This is a genomic window from Psychrobacter immobilis, from assembly GCF_904846285.1.
GTDB lineage: Bacteria > Pseudomonadota > Gammaproteobacteria > Pseudomonadales > Moraxellaceae > Psychrobacter > Psychrobacter immobilis_D.
In genome coordinates this window covers 72,956-96,040 of record NZ_CAJHAD010000010.1, presented here as the reverse complement: position 1 = coordinate 96,040, position 23,085 = coordinate 72,956, and the positions used below count along the sequence as shown (strand labels likewise).

Sequence of the window (23,085 nt, the reverse complement as noted above, 5' to 3'; positions counted from 1 at the left end):
ATGTATCCTACTGTTTATTATATTTTTAACGAGGTTCTCATTCTTTTATCTATAAAAATGTTCTGAGAGCCTCTGATACGCATTGCATTGCTATTAATTTTTACGCGTTGCTACTAGCCTTTAAGCATTGCCACTAGTCTTGACGCGTTGCTAATAATCCTTAGATATTAATAATAGACTTATTCTATACCCAGTGCTTCACGCGTTTCTTGGGCGATACGGTATTCTTCATCGGTCGGTATTACCCATAGCTCAATACTGCTATCGTCGGCTTGGAAACTGCCTTCGTTACCACCGACCAAGCTGGCGTTTTTATCGGCATCTACTTTGATGCCAAAATGCGGCATCATCTCTAAAATACGTGTACGCGTGGTCACTGAGTTTTCGCCGATACCACCGGTAAAGACGATACCGGTAAAATTAGGGAGGGCACAGCTTAAGCTAGCAAGGTATTTGGCCACGCGATAACAGAACATCTCAATCGCAAGTTTAGCGTCTTGATGACCTTCATCAGCTGCTTGCTCAATAGTACGTAAGTCATTCGATAAACCCGAGATACCAAGCAGACCGCTTTCGTTATTGAGCATTTTGTCAATTTCTTCTAAGCTCATACCGAGTTGGCGTTTAAGGTGAATGTGCAAGCTTGGGTCAACATCACCGCTGCGTGTACCCATCATTAGCCCCTCGAGCGGGGTCAAACCCATGCTAGTATCAAGGCTTTTACCTTCGTAAACAGCGGTCGCTGAGCAGCCATTGCCTAAATGCGCCGTTAACCAACCATGTGGTCCTTTTGCGCTGGTAATTTCGCTGGCGCGTTCTGAGACATAAGCATGCGAGGTGCCATGGAAGCCATAACGACGAATTTTGTGTTCTGCATAAAGGGCTTTTGGCAGCGGATAACGGAAGGCAACGGGCGGCATAGTTTGGTGGAACGCGGTATCAAATACCACCACTTGTGGAATCTCAGGATAAATAGCTTGTACCGCTTCGATACCTAGCGCATTGGCAGGGTTATGTAGTGGCGCAAGCACTTTTAAACGCTTCACTTCTTGCAGCACATGATCATCAACACGCACCGCCTCTGAATATTCACGGCCGCCATGAACGACGCGATGACCGACAGCGATAAAGTGATACTGTTCAAGTAACTCAAGGATTTTCTTTAAGGCAAGCTCGTGACGACCACCAGCAATGGTGATTTCTAGCTTTTCGCCGTTTAATGTGGTGTGCTTGATACGAGCGGTATCGAGTCCTAAGTTTTCGGCCAGACCCGTGATACGCGTAGCATTGTCTTCACTAATCAAGGCGTATTTGATAGAAGAGGAACCGCAGTTGAGGACTAAAGTGGGGTTGGTTAGGTTTGATGTTCCGGTGCTTTTGTCATCAAAAGTTGTGGTTAGGCTGGCGCTCATACTCTATCCTTAGATTTTATTTTGTAAGTGGTGATTCACCATCGATTATCACCGGTTGTATAAAAAAACCAGCCATGTCCTTGCTGGCGTATGCCAAACAGCTGACATACACAAACCATGACATCGCTGATTTTTATTGTTCTTGGGCTGAGACTGACTTAAAGTACGTAAAGGTTTATAGCTATCTGTTTTCAGAAATCTGTTATTGCAAATTATGGGAAACGCTAACTTTTAGGGTTTTTAAAGGTTAATAAGGCGCAGACTAGCACCTCGTCACAGCCACAAGTGTTAAGTATAATGTACCATATTTTTATGCTTATACCACGATAACTCTAAGGTTTTAATCTCCCATCTTATGCGCGCTTAATACAAGTGTACACCGAAGACCGTCAGTGTTTATCAGTCATAATGAGACAGATATAACCTTTATAAAAATTGTAAGTAAATTTGTCTGATTTTATTTGATAGAGCTTTATCACTTCTCTATGAGTTATCTATAAAGCTCTTTTATTGATAGTTTTAGGCATTTATTTTAATAAATTTATAGGTCAAACAAAGGTCGTAGGCGCACAGCTTTAGCGAATAATGCTATGATTAAAAAATTGTCCTATTTTCCCTATTGCAGCCTTGCTTTTTGCGCTGGTAGTTATTTTTATTTCGATTCTATCTAAGCCGTTGCAAGTCAAATTATTGCAAGATTAAAGGTTAGTCATTCTATGTTTACTATACGCCGTACTCCTACTATTAAAAGCGCTGACTTAAGCGCTTTTTCAAGAAATGTTTCAAGTATTAGCGCCAGTCGTCCTGCTATTTGTAAGCTCATTTTAACTACTCTTGTGCTAGGCTCAGCAGTATTAACCGGCTGCGGGCAAAAAGGCGATTTATATCTAACAGACTCCAGTAGCCAAACGGTAAAAGGTAATGCGCCTGCACTTGATAGCAGCAGTCATCCGCAAGATGCTGCTTTTGCTAAAATTGATGAAAATCAAAATGATGAGCAAAATGCAGATAGTTTTCAGCTACCTGAGCCGAGCACCGATCCTAACGACTATTAATGGTTGCTTATTAACTATTAAGAGACTAACTATTGTTAGCGTATCCGAGCTGCTATTTACCTTTATGCATTAATACCTCTATGCATTAATACATTGATTAAATTAGAGATACTTATATGAGTCAGTCAGTCACTACCAAAACTGAGCAAGGATTGTATGTGCATCCTGAAGCCTTAACCACCCATTTGCCCGCGCTAGATTATCGAAACGGCGCGTTATATATGGAGCAAGTCAATATTGCTGAGGTGGTCAAACACTATGGCACGCCGTGCTATGTCTACTCAAAGCAAGCGATTTTAGACGTTTATCAAGCTTATACGACAAGCTTTGCCAGTCTAAAGCACCAGATTTGTTATGCGGTAAAAGCCAACTCCAATTTAGCGGTGCTTGGTATTTTGGCGCAAGCAGGGGCAGGATTTGATATCGTCTCACGCGGTGAGTTGATGCGCGTATTGGCGGCAGGCGGTGAAGCCTCGCGGGTCGTATTTTCGGGCGTTGGCAAAACCTATAGCGATATCGAATATGCACTGACGCAAGGTATTGGCTGCTTTAACGTCGAATCAATTAGCGAGCTGACCTTAATCAATGAGGTGGCAACGAAGTTAGATAAACCTGCGCCAATCTCATTACGGGTCAATCCCAATGTCGATGCCAAGACCCATCCGTATATCTCAACCGGTCTAAAAGACAATAAGTTTGGTATTGACCATGAAAATGCCGTCGCTGTCTATGAGCAAGCGGCGCAATTATCGCATATCGATATTGTCGGTATTGATTGTCATATCGGCTCGCAATTGACGGAAGTTGCGCCATTTGTCGCAGCTTTAGATAAAGTCATTGAGCTTATACATAGTCTGCGTAATAAAGGCATTGAGCTGCGTCATATCGATTTGGGCGGCGGTCTAGGCGTGCGTTATATCGATGAGACGCCGGTATCTATCGATGAATTTGCGCAAGCGTTATTACCAAAACTTAGTGAGCTTGGTTTAACGGTATTCTTTGAGCCCGGTCGTAGTATCGTGGCCAATGCTGGTGTGCTATTAACTAAGGTTGATGTGCTTAAGCCAACCGCGCATAAGAACTTTGCTATCGTCGATGCGGCAATGAACGACTTGATTCGTCCGGCTTTATATCAAGCTGAAATGGCGGTGATTCCAAGTGTCCTGCCTAACAACGGCATTGATACCGATGGTATGCAGCCGTGGGATATCGTTGGCGCGATTTGTGAAACCGGTGACTTTTTAGCAAAAGACCGCTTATTAGCGCTTGCCACTGGCGATATCTTGGCTATAACGGGTGCAGGCGCGTACGGCTTTACCATGAGTAGCAACTACAATTCGCGCGGTCGTGCCAGCGAGGTGATGGTAGCCGATGATCATCATCAACTGATTCGTAAACGCGAAACGCTTGAAGCGTTATATGCTGATGAAATGTTGTGGCAGGATAAATAGCCTATTAATAACGCTGCGATGTTTAATAACTAAAGTTTTACTATTAAAATTCGATGTTTAAAAATGACCCATTGTTATAACGACAATGGGTTTTTTATTGCCTGCTTTAATTAAAAGCCTAGTGAGAGACATAATTTGACGGTATAAGGCTTATTTAGCATAACGTTAACTTAGCGTTTGATAGCGGTGATAATTATGATTGTATCTGACAGCGTGCTAATATAAGGCATACATAAAAATAGGATAGGATAACAAGGATATGCTAATAGAATTTACAAAAATGCATGGGCTGGGTAATGATTTTATGGTCATCGATTTGGTGACTCAGCGCCTAGAGTTGACCAAAGATTTGGTGCAATTGTTGGGCGATCGTCATTTAGGTATTGGCTTTGATCAATTGCTCGTTGTTGAGCCACCGATGCGTCCTGATGTTGATTTTAGTTATCGCATTTTTAACACCGATGGTATGGAAGTTGAGCAATGCGGTAATGGCGCGCGCTGTTTCGCCCGTTTTGTGCAAGCGCGTAAGCTATCGTTTAAGCAGCGTTTGCGTGTTGAGACGGCAAGCGGGATTATTTCGCTGACGACAGATCGCTATGGCTGGGTCGAAGTCGATATGGGTAAGCCAAAATTCGAGCCAAGCGAGATTCCCTTTACCCCAAAAGCGACGACCAAGATTCAAAACGCCTATCATTTAGACGTTAATGGTACGCCAGTGCAGCTGTATGTTGCCAATATGGGTAATCCGCATGCGGTTATCAAAGTGGATAGCGTACTCGATGCCGACGTCGAAAAACTGGGCAAAGCCATCGAATCACATCCTGCCTTTCCGGAGCGCGTCAATGTTGGCTTTATGCAGGTAATGAATCAGCGTCATATTCGCCTGCGTGTCTATGAGCGCGGTGTCGGTGAGACCCAAGCTTGTGGTACAGGTGCTTGTGCGGCCGTGGCAGTTGGTATTCGTGAAGGTTGGCTCGACGAAGGCGAAGACGTACGCGCGCAGCTTTATGGCGGTAGTATGGTGATTAAATGGCAGCCAGGTTATTCTGTGATGATGACCGGTCCAACCGCATTTGTCTATGAAGGCGTCTTTAGCCCAGATGGTCTAATGGCACAAGCGGGGATCAAACCTAATCCAGAAGGCTAATAGATAATAGCTTAATGGAAAACGATAAACGGTGAATATCAGCCGTTAGGTAAATGCTATGTTCAGTAAAAACCCTCAGATGACAGAGCCTAACTCGGATTATAAGTCAAAATCATGGCTATCAGTTGAGCACGCTGCTGCTATAGAGTCGGATGCCGCACTACGAGAATTGTTAGCGCCGGTACATCGTTGGCTAAATACGCTGTCGGTGCGTAACCATTCCGAACATACGCTAGTGGCTTATTTTGCGGGCTTAAACCAGTTGGCGCTATTTCTACGTGGCAAACGTCTGACATGGACGCGCTGTGATAAGCGCCAATTGGCCCAACATATTAGCCAACGCCTCGATGAAGATAAGTTAGCGCTTGCCAGCGTTCAGCAAGAGCTATCAGCTATCCGTCATTTTTACGGCTGGCTGATAGAAGAGGATTTAGCACGTATAAACCCAACCACGGGCTATCAGCTTAAACGCAACCCTAGACCGCTGCCGTCTATTGCCGATGTAGATTTGCTTACTCAGCTGCTCGACCAAGAGATACCTGATACGCCCGAGCAGGCGCGCTTATGGTTACGTGATAAAGCGATGTTTGAATTGCTTTATAGCAGTGGTCTGCGTGTCGGGGAGCTAGTTGCGCTTGATATGGTAGATATTGACTTGACTGATTTGCGTGTGCGCGTGACAGGTAAAGGCAATAAAACGCGCTTGGTACCCTTAGGTATCAAAGCCGCCGAGGCGATTAAGCGTTATCTACCGCACCGAAATCTGTGGGTAGAGCAGATGGATAGCGCCTTATTTATCAGTGAAAAATTAGGCACACGCTTATCAACACGGGCGGTGCAGCAGCGTCTTAAAATTGCGGCCACGCGTGCAGGTATCGCACAAAATATGTATCCACATCTATTGCGTCATTGCTTTGCCTCACATATGCTGTCAGGCAGTGGCGACTTACGAGCCGTCCAAGAAATGCTTGGACACAGTGATATCAGCACCACGCAAATTTATACCCATGTTGATTTTGCTAAATTGACCCAAGTTTATGACCGAGCCCATCCGCGCGCCACTCATGCGCAAAATAACAGCGACAGCGACGTTAATTAAATTGCAGTTACTTAAGTTGCCGTTACTTAAGCTACAGCTCTAGTGCCAGTTTTATTTTTAATCATTTAACCGTACATTTATGCCAAACGATGACAATCAAATATAGGCATTTTTTGTCGTCCTTGCGTTTGGGTGGCTTTATCTAAAGTTGCTAAGACCAAAGCGTATTTTTTATGCTCTTTATTAGTAGTGTCTTTTAATTCACTATCCTCATAGCTGTTGATAATCGTGCCATCATAAGCGGTAATCGTGCTATGCCCCCATGTCTGACGGCTACTGCCATCCTTATAAGCATGTTCGCCCCCTTGCGCTGCGCCAATCACCATACATTGACTGTCTAACGCGCGCGCTCGTAGCAACAGCGACCAATGCGCTTGGCCGGTTAAATAAGTAAAGGCTGAAGGTGCGCTTAGTAATTCTGCGCCCGCTTGCCGTAAACGCTGTGCCAATGCTGGAAAGCGTAAATCAAAGCAAACCATCATACCGAGTTGATAAACGGCATCATTTGCTTCTAATGTTGCAACGACTGTTTGCGTGCCGGGCTCAAAGGTTGCTGCTTCATTATAGCTGCCTTGTTTATCGGCAACAGTCGCGGTAAACAGGTGTATCTTATCGTAGCGCGCAACACGCATACCGTCGGGTGCAAACAGTTGACTGACTTGACGCAGCCTGCCATCGGGTACGATGACGCCATTAGGGCGGTAAGGGCAGGGCAATGAGCCTGCTAATAGATAAATACCAGAGGCACGCGCATATTCTGCCATCGTGTTGGACAGCTCATCAAAACGTTCTGCAGTGGCAAACTGTCGACCCATACTACAGCAGTTTTCTGGTAAAACGACTAGCTGAGCACCTTGCTTGCTTGCATCGATAATGGCTGCTTTTATATCTGCTAAATTGTCTTCTATATTCTGTTGGCTATTCATTTGCACAGCAGCAACGGTCAGGTGCGCGTTGTTTCTTATCTCATTCATAGTGGCATTCTCAATGTTTAAGCTTTATAGGGCTTTGCTCTTATTTATTTTTTATCCTGTTATATTTAAGGGCTCGACATCCCTACAAAGCTATTTATGTTTTATGATTTGAGCAAGAGGTTAAAAATAGCTTATCTGAACAGAGTATAAATTATCATAGCAACATTGTAGCAAAAAATGCTATCGTCATGACCTGACAGCTTAAAGCGCTCTTTAATGATTATAAGCGTTAATAAGTACAGCCTTTAACCAGCATAATATATAGAATCTCACCACGATCGGAGTGTAATAAGTCACCCATGAGTATGTCGTTTGGATTGGCGACCACGCTAAGCACCTCGCAAAAACTGACCCCGCAAATGCAGCAAGCTATTAAATTGTTGCAGCTCTCTAGTCTTGAGCTCGCGCAGGAGGTTCAGGCGAAGCTCGATAGCAATCCATTGCTTGAACGTATCGAAGATGATGACGATGAGTACGACAGTCATAAAGATGAGACATTTGATGAGTTTGGCGAATCATTAACGCTGGATAGTTGGAATCAACATACTGGCATTGATGCATTTTCTACATCGTCTACCACCTCATCTGGTGATGATGATAATGCCTCTGAATATGATAATGACTTTAGTGACAGTTTGGATAAATTACAACAATCCAGTTTTGACGATGATGCAATAGAAAGTGATGCGCTGGGTGGAGAGGGGTATAGTAGCTTTGATACTGACAACTATACGTCCGTCGCTAAAAGTTCAGGCAGTAGCACGAACGATGAGTTTGATAGTTATCAAGGCAGTACTAGCGCGAGAATTCAAGACCATGTACGCTGGCAGCTGAATTTCAAACATCTTTCCGAAATAGATACGCTCATCGCTGAATACTTGATGGACTCTATGGATGACATGGGCTTTATACGCCTTGATATCGACGAGTTATTACAAAGCCTTGATACCATGGCAAGCTTTTACCAATGGGATGAGCGTGTTGAGCATGATGAGGTCATGGCGGTACTGCGCATTATCCAATCGTGTGATCCGCTTGGTGTTGGCGCGCGCACTCTCAATGAATGCTTAGCGCTTCAATTATGCAAGCTTGATACAAATACAAAGTATCTTAAAGAAGCGCAAGCGCTTCTCTCAGCTAGTGAGCATCTCGTCAGTAATAATATCAAAGCCTTAACTGAGCTGACGGGACTCGCGCCTGAGTACATTACACCCGCTCTTACTCTATTACGTACTTTGAACCCGTCACCTGGCTTGTTATTCCAAAGCAGTCAGCCTGATTATATGCAGCCATCAGAAAGCTACGATATTCCTGATGTGTTGGTTACTCCTATTCGCCGTCACAATAGCAATAACACCACCAATAACAAAAACGGCAGCGATACTACTGCGCAGGTAGATGGCTGGCAGGTGCGCCTCAATCCTGAAACCTTGCCCAAGCTACGGGTCAATCAAGAGTATGCCAATTTAGTCAAACGCGGTGATGATAGCCCTGATAATCAATATCTGCGTGAAAATCTCACTGACGCGCGCTTGTTTATTCGTAGTATCGAAGAGCGCAATCAAAACCTATTAAAAGTTGCAACCAGTATCGTGCGCTACCAGCAAGAGTTTTTGCAATATGGCGCAACCGCTATGCAACCCCTGATTTTAAAAGCCATTGCCGAAGAAGTGGATTTGCACGAATCGACCGTCTCGCGACTGACCACTAGCAAAACCATTTTGACGCCACAAGGGTTATTTTCCCTCAAGCATTTCTTCTCATCTCATGTTAGCAGTAGCGACGGTGATATCTCCTCAACTGCTATCAGCGCTATGATTAGACAGCTCATCGCTGATGAAGACCCAAAAAAACCGCTTTCTGACAGTCGCATAAAAGATATTCTATTGGCAGAAGGTATCGATATTGCTAGACGAACGGTGGCTAAATACCGTGAAGCCATGAATATTGGCTCCTCCACTCAGCGCAAACAAAAGTATTAATTGTTGCGATTCAATGGCTTATAAATAGCGGGCTGCTGTGATTAAAGTATTTTCAAATGAAATAAAAAATAAAATTTTTTGATTATATAGAAACATAAAAGAAACATCAGTTATTATTACATTTGGTTACATTTTAACGTCTTGCTACTATTCGCTTTTCATGACAAATTAGAGTCATACCAACAACGAAGACCAAGTATCGGTTTGGCTTATTTATATAAATTATTAATCATCAAATATGATAAAAATACATTTTTATTTTAATAAAGGAGTAGAGGAATAAAGGCGTTAGTCACTAAAAAATTAAAAATTAAAAGCTAAGCCATCTGAGATAAAAAAGATACAAGGTAAATGTTTGGTAAGGCAGGGTGATAAAAGCAGCAATGCTGGCTCATCTGTTGATTTTAAGTAAAAATATAAGCAATAATAAAAGGACAATAATATGAATGTTTCTATCAGTGGTCACCATATCAGTATTACCGATGCCATGGACAAAGCCGTTCGCGAAAAACTTGAAAAGGTAGAGCGTCACTTCGATCAGATTCAAAGTATTAAAGTGATATTATCGCTAGACAACAGCGGCGCAAGTGATGGCGGTAAAAAGACCCATAAAGCCGAAGCGATTATGCGAGTGGCAGGTCAAGAGATGTTTGTTCAAGCGCTTGAAGATGATATGTATAAAGCTATCAATGAGATGGCAGACAAACTTGATAGACAAGTGCGTAAATATAAAACCCGTCAAGACCGCAAGAAAACTCAGGGTCCAGGACGTGATGAACGCTATGAAGATTTAGAAGATGCTGAAGCAGCACCAGCGATTTAATTGCCATTATAGGATTTGCTGTCGCAATATTAATCAATCTTAGCCAATCAATAAATAGTATAAATAGCAGGATGATTAATGATAAATGATTGACAGCTTTGGTAATTAAAACGACATGCTAAGCTGACTAAGCTAAGCAAAAAAAAGACCTCTAACGTATCATTGTTGAGGTCTTTTTTATTATCTTGTTTTAGGCTGTATGATTTATAAATACTAGCCGCCACCAACCGCTTGTACGACTTCGATATTCATACCTTCAACGATATGCAGCTTATCAAGCTCACTTTTTGGTATCAGCTCGCCATCGACTTCAACGGCATAGCGTCCACTACTAAGCCCAAGCTCATTGACGACCAATTGTACCGTTTGGTGCGTAGTCTGCAATCTTTTACCGTTTACACTAATATTACTCATAGTATGTGCTCCCTAATGACTTGAGATTCCTTTTTATCAGCTCTTCTTTTATATAATCTGATATTTAACTGATGTTTTATATATGATTGCCAATAATTTATTTGGCATGATTGATGAAGCGTTTTGACTATTTAAACCGAAATAGATATTAAGAAAATAACTATTAAACAGGTAGATGTTAAGTAACATGACCTAAACGGAACGTCGATACAGCAAGCCATAACCAACCTGCAATCATCAATACGCCGCCGATAGGGGTGATGGCCCCAAACCAGCGCGGCGCACCAAGCGTCATCGCATATAAACTGCCGGCAAAGATAATCACCCCGATTTGTAATAACCAAGCTGTGGTTTGAGTCGTATAGTTAAGGCGAATGAGTATGCCAACGAGTAACAATCCAAGCCCATGTATGAACCAGTATAAGGTAGCCGTTTGCCACCATTCAAGCTGCTGAGAGCTGACGATAGCTTTAAGACCATGAGCACCAAAGGCGCCTAAAGCCACGGCGATAGCCAAATTAAGCGCCGCAATACTTATCCAATTTAGCATGGTAAAACTCGTGTTATAGAAGGGGCTTTAATAATGGCGCTTTTCATCTGATAAGCAGCTTTATCTGATAAGCAACTTACTGAATATCATCCGGTAAAATCACGCTATCGATGGTCATGGCTTCACGGATTTTATCCATGGCATTCTTCTCGATTTGGCGTACACGTTCTGCCGATATAGAGTAAACCGCCGCTAGTTCATGTAAGGTTGATTTTTGCTCAGAAAGCCAGCGCTGCTCGACGATATCGCGCGAACGATCATCTAAGGTATCCATTGCAGCAAGCAAGGCAGATGAGTTATTTTCTTCCCAATCAGACTCTTCAACCATCTCAGCAGGGTCGATACCGTCCTCTAAGAACAGCTGCGGCGCATAGCGTCCATCATCATCATCGCTCGATTGCGCTTCAAATGACGCATCATACGATGTCAGGCGCGATTCCATCTCAAGCACTTGCTTGCGTGTCACATTTAAGTCATTGGCAATCGCATCGGCCTCTTCAAGAGTTAGCTGATTATTGGTCTTTTTAAGACTACGTAAGTTAAAGAATAATTTACGGTGTGCCTTGGTAGTAGCAACTTTGACAATGCGCCAGTTACGAATGACAAATTCGTGAATTTCAGCCTTAATCCAATGCACGGCAAATGATACTAAACGTACGCCTTTATTAGGATCAAAGCGTTTAACGGCTTTCATTAAGCCTAAATTGCCTTCTTGGATTAAATCCGCTTGTGGCAGACCATAACCTGAATAGCTACGGGCAATATGAATAACAAAGCGCAGATGTGACATAACTAGCAGGCGCGCGGCTTCAACATCACCTTCATCGTAATAGCGATGGGCGAGCTCTTGCTCTTGGGTTGGTGTCAAAATTGGTATTTGATGCACGGTATTAATATAGGCACCCAAATTTACCCCAGGCGCAGATAGATGCGTTGGCATCGCAGGAACCAAATCGCGGGTACTAGTATCGCCAAGCGCACTGGCGTCATAAGGCGGACGCGCAGCCGCCGCTTTTAACGCCGCATCACGTGCTTCGTTTTTTATAGGCGCTGCGCTGTCCTTTTTACGGGAGTTTGCAGCGTTAGTAGAAGTATTAGCCATATTCTTGACCTTGGTTAAATAGATAAGCAATGAGTCAGATAAAAATCTTTATAGTTGTAATTGTAAAGGATAGCGCCGCTTAGTTGCTATCAGTTTTGGTAATGATGAAGTGATATATTGTATCAACAGAATCTCTAGGTTTTGTCGCTATAGCTTCTTCGCTATTTGACACTGTTTTCTTATTAATAAGCAATAATAACGGATTTGTTGTGTCCGTTTTCTGACTCTGCGCACAAAAAGCAGTGATATCGGCTTGCGAATTTGGGTCAGTTGCAACCACATATAGTGATTCACCCACGGCTACCTGACGTAATGCTACCTTAGTTTTTAGCAGCGGCATCGGGCAGGCAAGTCCGCGCCCATCTACTATATCTTTAATCTGAATGGTTGTTTGCGTCAGACCTGAGTTGTCATTTAGCTTAACGTTATCAATTAATCTAATAGTATTGTCGGTCAATAAATCCATCAGTTGTCTTATCACTTGCTGTTTTGGTTCAGGCAAAGTCTCTGATAAGTGAAAAGTATAATCACCTAGTACAATGATGGGTTGGTTATCAAAGGACATAAAATAAACCTATAAAATATCAGTGTTTAACAGCGCTTGGCTTAGTACAGTATTGCTCAGAAGCCTTTATCATGACTTGCCATTATAGCAAATTGCCACTATATAATTGCAGTTGAATATAATCATCATAATGTTTGGTCAATCAGCACGTCTTATTAGCATTAGGCGATGTATTTAAATTTAAATTCGGACTATAAATTTATACAGCCTAGATTTACACAATCATGTTGCACAATCGTGACGCACGGCAGCGTGATTGGTAGCCAGAAGCAGACGACAATTGACCTTGAATAAACAAGCTCGTATAGTCAAAAAGACGTTATGATTACTCGTATAGGATACGCACTTGTATTATTCTCATAGACCATCGCTGCTAAACACGTTAAAAGGTGCTGTTGTGCTAAGGGTTGGCATATCTGCTACTTTACTGGCGCTAGCAACCACTGCCAACAGTATTAGCACGCAAGCGGCACCATTTGCTTATGATTCATGGCAGCCTACCAATGCTGAAGAGTTAGATTTGCCCAATTTGCGCGGGCAGGGGTTAAGCTTTGCGGAGCAGTATGAAAATAAACTGCTTGGCGAATGGTCATTAAGAAACATTAATGGTCGTACTAAGATGGAGCATGACCCTTGGATTCAAGAAACGGTCAAGGAGATGACATGGCGACTAAATGCGCAAGCCCGACAGCAAGCGCCACTTGGCTTGGTTATTATTGATAATCCCAGTATCAATGCTTTTGCGGCGCCAGGTGGGGTTATTGGTCTCAATACGGGGACGATACTAGCGGCGAGCAGTATGGATGAACTTGCCAGCGTCGTTGCCCATGAGGTGGCACATATTAGTCAGCATCATTATGAGAGCGGCGCGGATGAGCGTAAAAAAGCCTTGCTGATGCAAGTAGGCGGCATGCTGGCAGCGATTGCCGCGTCAGCGGTCGATGGTGATGCAGCCGCTGCCGTTATGATGGGCAGTCAAACCGCGACGATGAATAGCAGCATGGCTTTTAGCCGTAATAATGAACGTGATGCTGACCGCGTCGGTATGCAAATCATGAACCAAGCTGGTTACGATCCACGCGCCATGCCGCGATTTTTTGCGACGATGAATCAAAAAAGCCAATTGAACCAAACCGCCAATCAATTCTTACCCAGTTTTGTGCGCTCGCATCCTTTAAGCAATGAGCGTTTAAGTGAGTCGCAAAGCCGTGCTCAGCGTTATGATGCATTGCCTTTGTCAAAGCAGCAGCGCCATCAAGCGTTGTTTGATTTACTGTACTGGCGTACGCAAAGTACCGGCAAGCATGTCTCTGAAACCGCACTGACGACTGCCGCTAAAAATAGCGTCGGGGCAAAATTGGCGCTGATGTATTGGTATGGCGAGCAGCAGCGCTTTGGCGAGGCCAATGAGATATATAATGAGCTGTCGGCATTACCCGCAACGCAGCGCCAAGTATTAGAGCCGTTATTGTCCATTACCCAAAGCCAAATCCTTACTGAGCAAAATAAATGGCAACAAGCGGCTGAACTGCTCGAGAGTCAGCAGCGCCTTTATCCTGAGCGCCGTGACCTGCGTCTTTATTTAGCGGAAGCACTGACCAATAGCAATCAGCCAACCAAAGCGCAAGCATTGCTTAAACCCTTGACTGAGCAGCAGCCAAATGACCGTTATGCGTGGCAAAGTTTGCAATTGGCCAATGAGAAAATTGCTAAAACTACCGACTCGGTGCCGCTTGCAAAAATTGCCACCATCAATGCGCTGCGTTATCGAAGTCATGACCAGCTGTGGAGTGGACGCTATGAGCGTGCGCTGACCTCGTTGACGCAAGCCAAGCAATTGACTGAGCAAATGCAAAAAACTGCGCAAGCGAGCAGCGCCCGACCGTTACTGGCCAATATTAATGCGGAAATCAAAGCGGTAAAAACCGCCAAAGACTTTAAGCCCTAGGCGGTTGTTTGAGAGCTTAAGTTTATACAATAATTAAGAATATATAGCAGACGGGCTTTAAAATCGATACAGTGCGACTGGGATGAATTTTTCTTAGCATCTGTGATAGCAGCAAGCAAGGAAAATTTATAACAGTCGCATGTGGTTATTAACGTATCAAGTTTATTTCAAACTAACTATCGCTTTTCTTAACTTCAATTAACCTTGCAAAGCGTCTTTCACCAGTTTAGAGATTAAGGCAGGGTCAGCACGGCCCGCAGTTTTATTCTTTAACACACCCATCACGCTGCCCATATCACGCATCGATGTGGCGCCTTGTGCAGCGATTTCGGCATTGACCAAAGCGGCAAGCTCGGCATCATCCATCTGTTTTGGCATATATTCATTGATAATATCAATCTCAAACTGCTCTTTGTTTGCCAAATCATCGCGACCGTTTTCGGTAAAAATAGTCAAGGATTCATGGCGTTGCTTGAGCTGTTTTTGTAAAATCTCAAGTACTTCGGCATCGTTAAGTTCTGTTTGACGGTCAATCTCGATTTGTTTGATAACCGCTTGTACGTTACGTAGGACTTTGACTCGTTCAATCTCACGTGCTTTCATAGAGACGATGATGGTGTCAGTTAACGTCTGTTTAAGCTGGCTCATTGTTATTATTCCTTATGAGTATGGATAAAATAATTTTTAGTAAAATAACTGTTGATAAAGTAATAGGGGATAAAGTGTTAAATAAAAATCTGCTGAGTATTTACCAGCATGAATAACAAAAATTGTAGCATAAAAAACGCCACTGTTATTTATCGATAACAGTGGCGTTAGTGTAGTGCTGGTATTTAGCTAGTCGAATAATCGATTAGTACATACGAGTGGTACGAATAGTTTCGCGTTGTAATTTCTTTTTATAACGCTTTACTGCAGCAGCTGCTTTGCGCTTGCGTACTTGCGTTGGTTTTTCATAAAATTCACGCTTACGTACATCTGCCAATACGCCAGCTTTTTCACAAGCACGTTTGAAACGACGGATAGCGATATCAACTGGTTCGTTTTCTTTAACCTTAACTGCAGGCATGAAGACTCCTCGATTAGGATGAGATATAAGGGCATTAGTTTGGCTGTATATTAGTGTTTAGCCGTAATATCTCAAGATTACTGGCATCAGCTCAAACTAGGATAATCTTGCGCAATAGCACAAGGGCGCCTATTTTAATAAAAAATGGCAGCAAAGTCAAAGGCTTTCGCGTATCTATTTTAAGTATCAGTCACTAACCATACACTGAGCGGTACAAATTTAATAGGACGTTAACTCAAGTAGAAGTGTTAATATTTTTAATAATCTTTTAACAAATCATCAATAAAAGATGGACAAAACACCTGTTTGGCAATAACGGCTTATATTAACTCTATGCTATGCTATGTTCAGTCTGACCTTGAAACCTAAACTAAAAGTAGAGGCAGGCGCTACAAGGCTTTTATAGCTATCATATTGAGGATTTTTCGATGAAAATTGGCATGAAAAAAACAGCGGTTAGTACGGCATTATGGGCGACCTTGCTTCTTACAATGGGCGTCAGTATCAGTGCTTGTAGCAATGATAAAGAAGCAGCGGGCGCAGAGTCTGGTGAAGTCTTAGCAAAAGATAAAGTAGACGAAGCGGCAGAGCTTGCCCGTAAAAATGCGCCTGAAGCAGAAAAGCTAGATTTCCCAGAAACTGCGCCAATGCCAGCGGCTGAGACAGACGCGACTGCTGATACTGCAGCAGGTACTGAAACTGCTACTGCACAAGATGGTACAGTTGCCACTGATGCATCAGAAGCGCCAGCCACTGCAAGTGCGGATACCGAAGTGGCTAGTACGGGTACAGAGATGGCAGGTACTGATGCGACTGCTAATGCGCCCGCAAGCAATCAATAGCAATAAACAAACGAGTTAGTAAGCAGCACACTCGATTAATAATAGCGATTCATCATTGCCAGCTTTTGACTACTATGCCAGCTATTACATTGGGGTTTATCACCAATAATCTATAGATGAAGGAATAACTATGACTATTCAGCAAAAAATGAAGAAAAAATCGGTTACTAAATTAGCGTTATCTAGCCTAAGTCTTAGTGCGTTATTGGCACTTAGTGCTTGTAGTGGCGGTGACAATAAGGCAGAAGAACCTGCCGCGGTTAATGAGACAGAAACGGTAGTAGTAGAGCCAGAAGCGCCTGCTGCAGAAACTGAAGTGGTAACCCCTGAGCCTGCGGTTGAAGCAGAGCCTACAGAAGTGCCAGTCGTAGAAGCTGAACCTGAAGCTGCTGCTGAGCCTGAAGTGTTGGCCGCAGATGCTGGTGCGCAGCTGTACGAAAAACAGTGTAAAGTTTGTCATGAAAATGGTTTGCTTGAAGCGCCGAAATTTGGTGATAAAGCAGCTTGGGCGCCACACCTTGCCAAAGACATAGAAACATTACGTATGCATTCTGCCAAAGGCTTTAATAAAATGCCTGCGCAAGCGGTTGGAGACGTCACTGAAGCACAAGTTCATGCCGCAGTTGATTATATGGTTGCTGCAGCTAGCTAATATTGCTTGTTGAAATTTGCTAGAATGACCGCCATTGTAAGCCAACAGTGGCGGTTTTTTATTGGCCATGCAATACCGCTATAACGTATATTCTAAAAAGCTGTTTTTAAGCAATAAACTTTGCATAGTCATAATAAACGATGCACAGTTATAAACGCGGTAAAACAAAATATAAAGGCACATAGATGAAAGTATTGGGTTTAGAGACCTCTTGCGATGAGACTGGTCTAGCGATTTTCGATAGCGAGCAGATAGATAGCGACAATAAAGGTCTGCTTGGGCAAGTGCTGTACTCGCAGATAGAGCTACATGCCCTTTATGGCGGTGTGGTGCCTGAGCTTGCCAGTCGCGATCATATTCGTAAGCTGGTGCCTTTGTTTAACGAATTACTAGAGCAGTGCAATATCACTAAAGATGAGATTGATGCTATTGCATACACCAAAGGCCCTGGGCTTATTGGTGCGCTAATGACTGGCGCATTATTTGGGCGCAGCTTAGCTTATGGCTTGAATATACCAGCGATTGGCGTTCATCATATGGAAGGGCATTTATTAGCACCTTTGATGGGAGCGAATCCCCCAGCATTTCCGTTTGTTTCCTTACTTGTTTCTGGTGGTCATACTTTGCTTATTGCCGCTCATGGTATCGGTCAATATGAAATCCTTGGTGAGTCCATTGATGATGCGGCGGGTGAGTGCTTTGATAAAGCGGCAAAAATGCTCGGTCTGCCGTACCCTGGTGGGCCAAATATTGCCAAATTAGCGGAAAGCGGCGACAAAAATGCTTATGATTTACCGCGCCCGATGCTGCATCGCGGTTTGGATTTTTCTTTTAGTGGTATGAAAACGGCGGTGCATAACCTGATTAAAGATACCCCATGTTCAGGCGGCTCAGGCAATGGTTCTGCTAGCGATCCACAAGTGCGCGCGGATATTGCCGCAAGCTTTCAACATGCGGTGATCGATACCTTGGTAAAAAAATGCGTCAAAGCGCTTAAACAGGTCGAGATGAGCCGATTGGTCATTGCGGGAGGCGTCAGTGCTAATAGTCATTTGCGTGAGACATTAGAGAGCGAGCTTGCTAAAATTAATGCCACTGTTCATTACGCACCGCCAGCGTTATGTACCGATAATGGCGCGATGATTGCTTATGCCGGTTACGAGCGCTTGCAAGCAGGTCAAGCAGATGATTTAGCTGTTAGCTGCGTACCGCGTTGGCCGATGACCGAGCTGCCTGCGCTATAAGCTCTACAAGGTATTTCATATCTAACTCATCAATATTTATATCACTCAAGGATAGCTTATGCAGTGGCTTGCGATTGGATTAGGTGCTGCTATTGGTGCTTGCCTGCGAGGCTGGCTGGCGCGTTTTAATCCGCTGCATAGTTGGATACCACTCGGCACTTTAGGTGCCAATGTCTTAGGTGGACTTTTGATAGGGCTAGCCTTAGTGTGGTTTGAACGCGTGGGCAGTAGCTTGTCTCCCAATATAAGGTTGTTTGTGATAACTGGTTTTTTGGGCGGACTGACGACTTTTAGCACCTTTAGTGTTGAAGTATTTACCTTTATTAATAATGGTAAACTGCTTGCGGGCTTAGGACTCATTGGATTACACGTAGGGCTGACATTATTAGCAACCGCGCTTGGATTCTATTTCTTTAAGTTGGTTTTATAATAATAAAAATGTAGCAATAAAAAAGAGCCGTATTAATTTTTAATACGGCTCTTTTTTATTGTTTTAGCAAAGATCACCTCTATACCGGTTTTACGATACCTTCTAATAAACTGGCAAACCCTTGCATATAAGCGGTATCTTGGCTCGAGGTGCGTGTCGCCGCATAGAGCTGACAGTAGACGCCTTTACCTAACGGCCGCGAAACCACCCAGCCTTTTTTCTCATATTCAGCGACCACCCAATCAGGTAATGCTGCTACACCGCGTTCGCTGGCAACCAATTGAATAAGCATGGCCGTCAGCTCTGTGGTACGCATGCTTTTAAAGCTGACTTGCTCTGGTGTCATAAAATTGGCAATAATATCGAGGCGCTTAGCTTCCACCGGATAAGCAATCAAGGTCTGATCAACCAAGTCATGAGCATGAATGAATTGTTGCTCAGCCAAGTCATGCGTAGGCGACAGCACCAAACGGCTTTCATACTCAAATAATGGCTGATAGCTGATGCCTTCTATCGGTAAATTACTGGTGGTAATCAATAAATCGATATCACCTTCCATCAATAAGTGATGCGGCTCAGGCTCAAAACCAGTGGCGAAATCCAGCTCGACATCCGACCATTCACGGCGATAATGATTAAGTATCGGCATCAGCCAATCAAAGCAGCTATGACATTCAGAGGCCAAGCGCAATCGACCCGCTTGACCATGAGCTAAACGTTTTAAGTTTGCTTTGGTACGCGTGACCTGTGGCATGATGCTGTCAGCAAGTGCCAGTACCGTTTTACCTGCTGGCGTAAAAGTCAGCGGACGCGTGCGCCGATTGACCAAGCTAATATCGTAGTAATTCTCTAACTCTTTTAACTGATGCGAGACCGCAGAGGCGGTGACATGTAGCTCATCGGCAGCAGCGGCCAATGAGCCATGGGCTCGCAGCGCAGTTAGTGTATTAAGATGACGGAGCTCTAGCATAAAATAACCTAACCACTGACGTTAAAGAAATAAGTAATTGCGACTTATAAAGGCTGAAAGAACGATTAAAACTTTTTATCTAATATGATGTTAAAGCTGTTATGACAGTAAAATTAAAATCAGCGCCGACGTAGGAGCAATTGCGAGATAACCACTAAAACTAATGAAGCAACCAATAAAATCGTCCCAATGGCATTGACCTCAGGCTTAAGTCCCACGCGCACCATAGAATAAATACGTAACGGCAAAATCTCATAGCTAGGACCGGTCACAAAGGTCGATACCACCACATCATCGAGCGATAAGGTAAAGGCAAGTAACCAGCCAGCCATAACCGCAGGGAAAATCACTGGAATCAACACCGTACGTACCATCGTTGATTCGCTCGCACCTAAATCTCGCGCCGCTTCCATCAAACGCTCGTCCAAACTGCTTAAGCGCGCAAAAACGGTAATGACCACAAACGGCAAGCAAAACGTAATGTGCGCTAATAGCAGCGAGACAAAACCGAGTTGCAGGCCGATTAATAAAAACAGCGCCAATAGCGATATCGCTAAGACAATCTCAGGTGACATCATCAGCACAAATAACAAGCCATTTAGCAGCCCTTTACCGCGAAAGTCATAGCGATGTAGCGCCAGTGCGGTCAAGGTGCCTATAACGGTCGAAACCGTGGCGGCAACTAAGCCCAAGACTATAGAATGCCAAAAGGCGTCAAGCATTGCTTGGTTATTAAATAACGACTCGTACCACTTTAAACTAAAGCCGCCCCAGTTATAACCGATTTTTGATTTATTAAAAGACATCACCACCAAAACGATAATAGGCAGATATAATAAAATATAAATCAGACCGAGATAGCCTTTGGCAGCGATACTACCGATACTAGGTCGCTTGATAGAGCGTTTGGTTTTTATGGGTGCGCTATTCATTAAGCCACCTCGCTAAAATCAGTCTTGCCAATACGGCGGCTACTGGCGCGATAAGCGAGTAATAATACTGCCATGGCAAGCGTTAATAGCACACTGGCTGCGGCGCCAAATGGCCAATCACGCGCATCTAAAAACTGGTTTTTAATAATATTACCGACCAATAAGTTACGCGAGCCGCCCAAAATATCGGCGACATAAAACATCCCCATCGCTGGTAATAATACCAACAGCACCCCTGAGATAATCCCCGGTGTCGTTAATGGTAGTACCACATGCCAAAAGGTTTGTCGTTTTGAAGCACCCAAATCTTGCGAAGCAAGCAGCATATCATTGCGCAAATCGCTAAATACTGCATACAGCGGCAGCACCATGAAGGGAAATAATAAATAAGTTAAACCGGCAATGACCGCGCCTTGAGTATATAAAATATCAATGGGGGCATCGATGATGCCGATGGCTAATAAGGATTTGTTAATCAAGCCATTACTGGCAAATAATAGTTTTAGCGCATAAGTCCGTACCAAAGAGTTGGTCCAAAATGGCAATATCAGCATGAGCATCAACAGTGGCTGCAAGCGTTTACTGACTCGAGATACAAACCAAGCAAACGGGTAGCCAAGTAATAAGCAGATAACCGTGGTGATGCCCGCCATCCATAATGAATGCACAAAGACATCAAAATAAAGCGGGTCAATCATGCGTACGTAGCTGTCGATAGTGACTGGCAAACTAATAAAAGCGGTGCTATCACGGGTCAAAAAGCTAACGGCAATCACCAGTATATTTGGCAATAGCGCAAAGATAAGCAGCCAGCCCCAAATTAGCCATAGCGTGGCAGTACGAAAAGGGCTTCTGTTGCTCAAGTTTTTATTACTTGATTTTTTATTACTTAAGTTAGTGCGCGCCATTAGCTGATATCCTTTTGGGAAGCTAATTTGCTAGTACTATTATCCACCCCATTATCAAGCGTATCTTCTTCTGGCAGTACCCATTCCCAGCCATCTACCCATGACACTTTAACGCCTTCGTTAAGCTTGTAATCAAAACTTGGGTCATCTTCATCAAAGAATTCCGAGGCTTTAATAATATGCCCGTTAGCCAGCTCAATAATTGAGTCTAAAGTGCTGCCTTTATAATTACTCTCAATCACGCGCCCTAATAAACCACTATGCTCTTTATCATTGGGGTCATAAATGCGCAAATCTTCTGGACGCAATAGTAAATTAACGATATCGCCGACTTGTACGTCATTGGCAAAGTCAGGACGGCGCAGATTACGTAAGGTCGTCGGACCCTCTTGCGCTTGCGCTTCGCAGACTTCGACTTCAATACGGCCATTGGTCACACGACCATCGCGATCGGGCTGCTCAGGATAAACACCTTTGACTTCCGCCTTAAATAAATTGGTCTCACCAATAAATTTGGCGGTAAATAGATTGGCAGGGGTTTCATAAATTTCAATCGGTGTGCCAATTTGCTGAAATCTGCCGTCTTTCATCACCGCAATGCGGTCTGACATGGACAGCGCTTCTTCTTGATCATGGGTGACAAAGACAAAGGTAATGCCAAGCTCACGTTGCAGACGTTTAAGCTCAGATTGCATTTGTAGGCGCAGCTTATGGTCGAGCGCTGATAGTGGTTCATCGAGCAATAATAGTTTAGGACGATTGATTACCGCGCGTGCAATCGCCACCCGTTGCTGCTGACCACCGGATAAATCTTGCGGTCGACGATTGGCAAGATGTTCAAGCTGTACCATCGCCAGCATCTCACGCACCCGTGTTTGAATCTCATCTTTCGGTACTTTTTTGAGTTTAAGCCCATAAGCGACGTTTTGCGCCACCGTCATATGCGGAAATAACGCATATTGCTGAAACACGGTATTGACCGGACGCTTATCGGCGGGCAGGCCTGCCATTTGCATACCATCAAGATAAATTGCCCCAGCATTTGGCTGCTCAAAACCAGCAATTAAGCGTAGCAATGTCGTTTTACCACAGCCTGATGGACCAAGCAGGGTTATAAACTCACCATGCTGAATATCAAGGTTGATGTCCTTTAAGACTTCGGTTTGATCATAAATTTTTTGTAGACCAGTCAGTTGTAGCAGTACCTTGTCAGGATTAGGCAACGCAGGCGTGGTTTGCAGGTTTATATTCGATTCGGTCATAAGGTTGGTTCCTAAAACACCAAATGCTCAGTAGCGCTAAAATAATAGATACTGGCAGCAATTTACATGGTGTTAAGTATGGCGATAAGCGATGGATATATATGGAGTCTGGTTGCTGCATATTATAACAAACCCTTGCTATAAGTCAGTGCAAGTTCGTTATCGGTTGTTTGGTTTAGGTTGTTAAAGAAAAAAATAGGCAAAATAAAATCAGCTTGAAATATAGCGCCCTTAGAATAAAGAATTTTTACCGT

23 protein-coding genes are annotated in these 23,085 nt (G+C 43.7%); 11 read left to right on the top strand and 12 right to left on the bottom strand.

All coding sequences use genetic code 11. The features are described 5' to 3' along the window. Window positions 1-179 precede the first annotated feature (179 nt). Window positions 180-1,412, bottom strand: a complete 1,233-nt coding sequence (locus JMX13_RS07940) for an acetate/propionate family kinase (protein ID WP_201611942.1) — start codon at window positions 1,410-1,412, stop codon at window positions 180-182. Between the two features lie 716 nt (window positions 1,413-2,128). Here JMX13_RS07940 and lptM point away from each other — a divergent pair. The 4 genes from lptM to JMX13_RS07920 all read left to right on the top strand — a co-directional run bounded on the left by lptM (window position 2,129) and on the right by JMX13_RS07920 (window position 6,164). Continuing rightward, window positions 2,129-2,467, top strand: coding sequence for an LPS translocon maturation chaperone LptM (lptM, locus tag JMX13_RS07935; protein ID WP_201611940.1), 339 nt, complete (start codon window positions 2,129-2,131; stop codon window positions 2,465-2,467). Window positions 2,468-2,583: 116 nt separating this feature from the next. Next, window positions 2,584-3,918 carry a diaminopimelate decarboxylase gene (gene lysA, locus JMX13_RS07930; RefSeq protein ID WP_201611938.1) on the top strand — a complete coding sequence of 445 codons (1,335 nt, stop codon included), beginning with the start codon at window positions 2,584-2,586 and terminating at the stop codon, window positions 3,916-3,918. Between the two features lie 259 nt (window positions 3,919-4,177). Beyond that, window positions 4,178-5,065, top strand: coding sequence for a diaminopimelate epimerase (dapF, locus tag JMX13_RS07925; protein WP_201611936.1), 888 nt, complete (start codon window positions 4,178-4,180; stop codon window positions 5,063-5,065). Between the two features lie 58 nt (window positions 5,066-5,123). Next, window positions 5,124-6,164 carry a tyrosine recombinase XerC gene (locus tag JMX13_RS07920; protein ID WP_201611934.1) on the top strand — a complete coding sequence of 347 codons (1,041 nt, stop codon included), beginning with the start codon at window positions 5,124-5,126 and terminating at the stop codon, window positions 6,162-6,164. A gap of 77 nt (window positions 6,165-6,241) precedes the next feature. Here the strand turns inward: JMX13_RS07920 and JMX13_RS07915 are convergent, their stop codons facing one another. Then, window positions 6,242-7,138: a carbon-nitrogen hydrolase family protein gene (locus tag JMX13_RS07915; protein WP_201611932.1), complete on the bottom strand. Its 897-nt coding sequence runs from the start codon at window positions 7,136-7,138 to the stop codon at window positions 6,242-6,244. Between the two features lie 299 nt (window positions 7,139-7,437). Here JMX13_RS07915 and rpoN point away from each other — a divergent pair, with 299 nt between their 5' ends. Together rpoN and hpf are read left to right on the top strand one after the other, a co-directional pair. Then, the gene (gene rpoN, locus JMX13_RS07910) at window positions 7,438-9,120 is read left to right on the top strand and encodes an RNA polymerase factor sigma-54 (protein ID WP_201611930.1); all 1,683 of its coding nucleotides are present in this window, start codon (window positions 7,438-7,440) and stop codon (window positions 9,118-9,120) included. A 442-nt stretch (window positions 9,121-9,562) separates the two neighbouring features. Then, window positions 9,563-9,943 (top strand): ribosome hibernation-promoting factor, HPF/YfiA family, encoded by a 381-nt coding sequence (gene hpf, locus JMX13_RS07905; protein ID WP_201545504.1) that lies wholly within the window; start codon window positions 9,563-9,565, stop codon window positions 9,941-9,943. A gap of 213 nt (window positions 9,944-10,156) precedes the next feature. Here the strand turns inward: hpf and thiS are convergent, their stop codons facing one another. From thiS to JMX13_RS07885, 4 genes are all read right to left on the bottom strand, one after another. Continuing rightward, on the bottom strand, window positions 10,157-10,357 hold the full coding sequence (thiS, locus tag JMX13_RS07900) for a sulfur carrier protein ThiS (RefSeq protein ID WP_201545506.1): 201 nt from the start codon (window positions 10,355-10,357) through the stop codon (window positions 10,157-10,159). A gap of 178 nt (window positions 10,358-10,535) precedes the next feature. After that, window positions 10,536-10,907 carry a DUF423 domain-containing protein gene (locus JMX13_RS07895; protein WP_201611927.1) on the bottom strand — a complete coding sequence of 124 codons (372 nt, stop codon included), beginning with the start codon at window positions 10,905-10,907 and terminating at the stop codon, window positions 10,536-10,538. A gap of 76 nt (window positions 10,908-10,983) precedes the next feature. Beyond that, window positions 10,984-11,847 (bottom strand): RNA polymerase sigma factor RpoH, encoded by an 864-nt coding sequence (gene rpoH / locus JMX13_RS07890; RefSeq protein WP_201545792.1) that lies wholly within the window; start codon window positions 11,845-11,847, stop codon window positions 10,984-10,986. Window positions 11,848-12,088: 241 nt separating this feature from the next. Beyond that, a complete protein-coding gene (locus JMX13_RS07885; protein WP_201611925.1) occupies window positions 12,089-12,574 on the bottom strand; it encodes a sulfurtransferase TusA family protein in 486 nt (161 codons plus the stop codon). A gap of 397 nt (window positions 12,575-12,971) precedes the next feature. On the opposite strand from JMX13_RS07885, the gene JMX13_RS07880 reads away from it, so the two are divergent. Then, window positions 12,972-14,522 (top strand): M48 family metallopeptidase, encoded by a 1,551-nt coding sequence (locus JMX13_RS07880; RefSeq protein WP_227686252.1) that lies wholly within the window; start codon window positions 12,972-12,974, stop codon window positions 14,520-14,522. Between the two features lie 198 nt (window positions 14,523-14,720). Here JMX13_RS07880 and JMX13_RS07875 read toward each other — a convergent pair whose 3' ends face one another. Together JMX13_RS07875 and rpsU are read right to left on the bottom strand one after the other, a co-directional pair. Next, entirely contained in the window at window positions 14,721-15,170 is a 450-nt protein-coding gene (locus tag JMX13_RS07875) for a GatB/YqeY domain-containing protein (RefSeq protein ID WP_201611913.1), read from the bottom strand. Window positions 15,171-15,375: 205 nt separating this feature from the next. Continuing rightward, a complete protein-coding gene (gene rpsU, locus JMX13_RS07870; RefSeq protein ID WP_201545528.1) occupies window positions 15,376-15,591 on the bottom strand; it encodes a 30S ribosomal protein S21 in 216 nt (71 codons plus the stop codon). 428 nt (window positions 15,592-16,019) lie between these two features. Between rpsU and JMX13_RS07865 the strand changes: the two genes are divergently transcribed. The 4 genes from JMX13_RS07865 to JMX13_RS07850 all read left to right on the top strand — a co-directional run bounded on the left by JMX13_RS07865 (window position 16,020) and on the right by JMX13_RS07850 (window position 18,759). Next, entirely contained in the window at window positions 16,020-16,433 is a 414-nt protein-coding gene (locus JMX13_RS07865; protein WP_227686251.1) for a hypothetical protein, read from the top strand. Between the two features lie 130 nt (window positions 16,434-16,563). Then, the gene (locus JMX13_RS07860) at window positions 16,564-17,085 is read left to right on the top strand and encodes a c-type cytochrome (protein WP_201611911.1); all 522 of its coding nucleotides are present in this window, start codon (window positions 16,564-16,566) and stop codon (window positions 17,083-17,085) included. Between the two features lie 185 nt (window positions 17,086-17,270). Then, window positions 17,271-18,329 (top strand): tRNA (adenosine(37)-N6)-threonylcarbamoyltransferase complex transferase subunit TsaD, encoded by a 1,059-nt coding sequence (gene tsaD / locus JMX13_RS07855; RefSeq protein ID WP_201611909.1) that lies wholly within the window; start codon window positions 17,271-17,273, stop codon window positions 18,327-18,329. Between the two features lie 58 nt (window positions 18,330-18,387). Continuing rightward, on the top strand, window positions 18,388-18,759 hold the full coding sequence (locus tag JMX13_RS07850) for a CrcB family protein (protein ID WP_201611900.1): 372 nt from the start codon (window positions 18,388-18,390) through the stop codon (window positions 18,757-18,759). Window positions 18,760-18,838: 79 nt separating this feature from the next. Here JMX13_RS07850 and JMX13_RS07845 read toward each other — a convergent pair whose 3' ends face one another. The 4 genes from JMX13_RS07845 to potA all read right to left on the bottom strand — a co-directional run bounded on the left by JMX13_RS07845 (window position 18,839) and on the right by potA (window position 22,831). After that, window positions 18,839-19,729 (bottom strand): LysR family transcriptional regulator, encoded by an 891-nt coding sequence (locus tag JMX13_RS07845; RefSeq protein ID WP_201611892.1) that lies wholly within the window; start codon window positions 19,727-19,729, stop codon window positions 18,839-18,841. 119 nt (window positions 19,730-19,848) lie between these two features. Continuing rightward, complete coding sequence (gene potC / locus JMX13_RS07840) at window positions 19,849-20,661, bottom strand: spermidine/putrescine ABC transporter permease PotC (protein WP_227686250.1); 813 nt, start codon at window positions 20,659-20,661, stop codon at window positions 19,849-19,851. After that, on the bottom strand, window positions 20,661-21,569 hold the full coding sequence (gene potB / locus JMX13_RS07835) for a spermidine/putrescine ABC transporter permease PotB (protein ID WP_201611890.1): 909 nt from the start codon (window positions 21,567-21,569) through the stop codon (window positions 20,661-20,663). Before potB ends, potC begins: the two co-directional genes overlap by 1 nt. Beyond that, window positions 21,569-22,831, bottom strand: coding sequence for a spermidine/putrescine ABC transporter ATP-binding protein PotA (gene potA / locus JMX13_RS07830; RefSeq protein WP_201611881.1), 1,263 nt, complete (start codon window positions 22,829-22,831; stop codon window positions 21,569-21,571). Before potA ends, potB begins: the two co-directional genes overlap by 1 nt. Window positions 22,832-23,085: the final 254 nt, after the last annotated feature.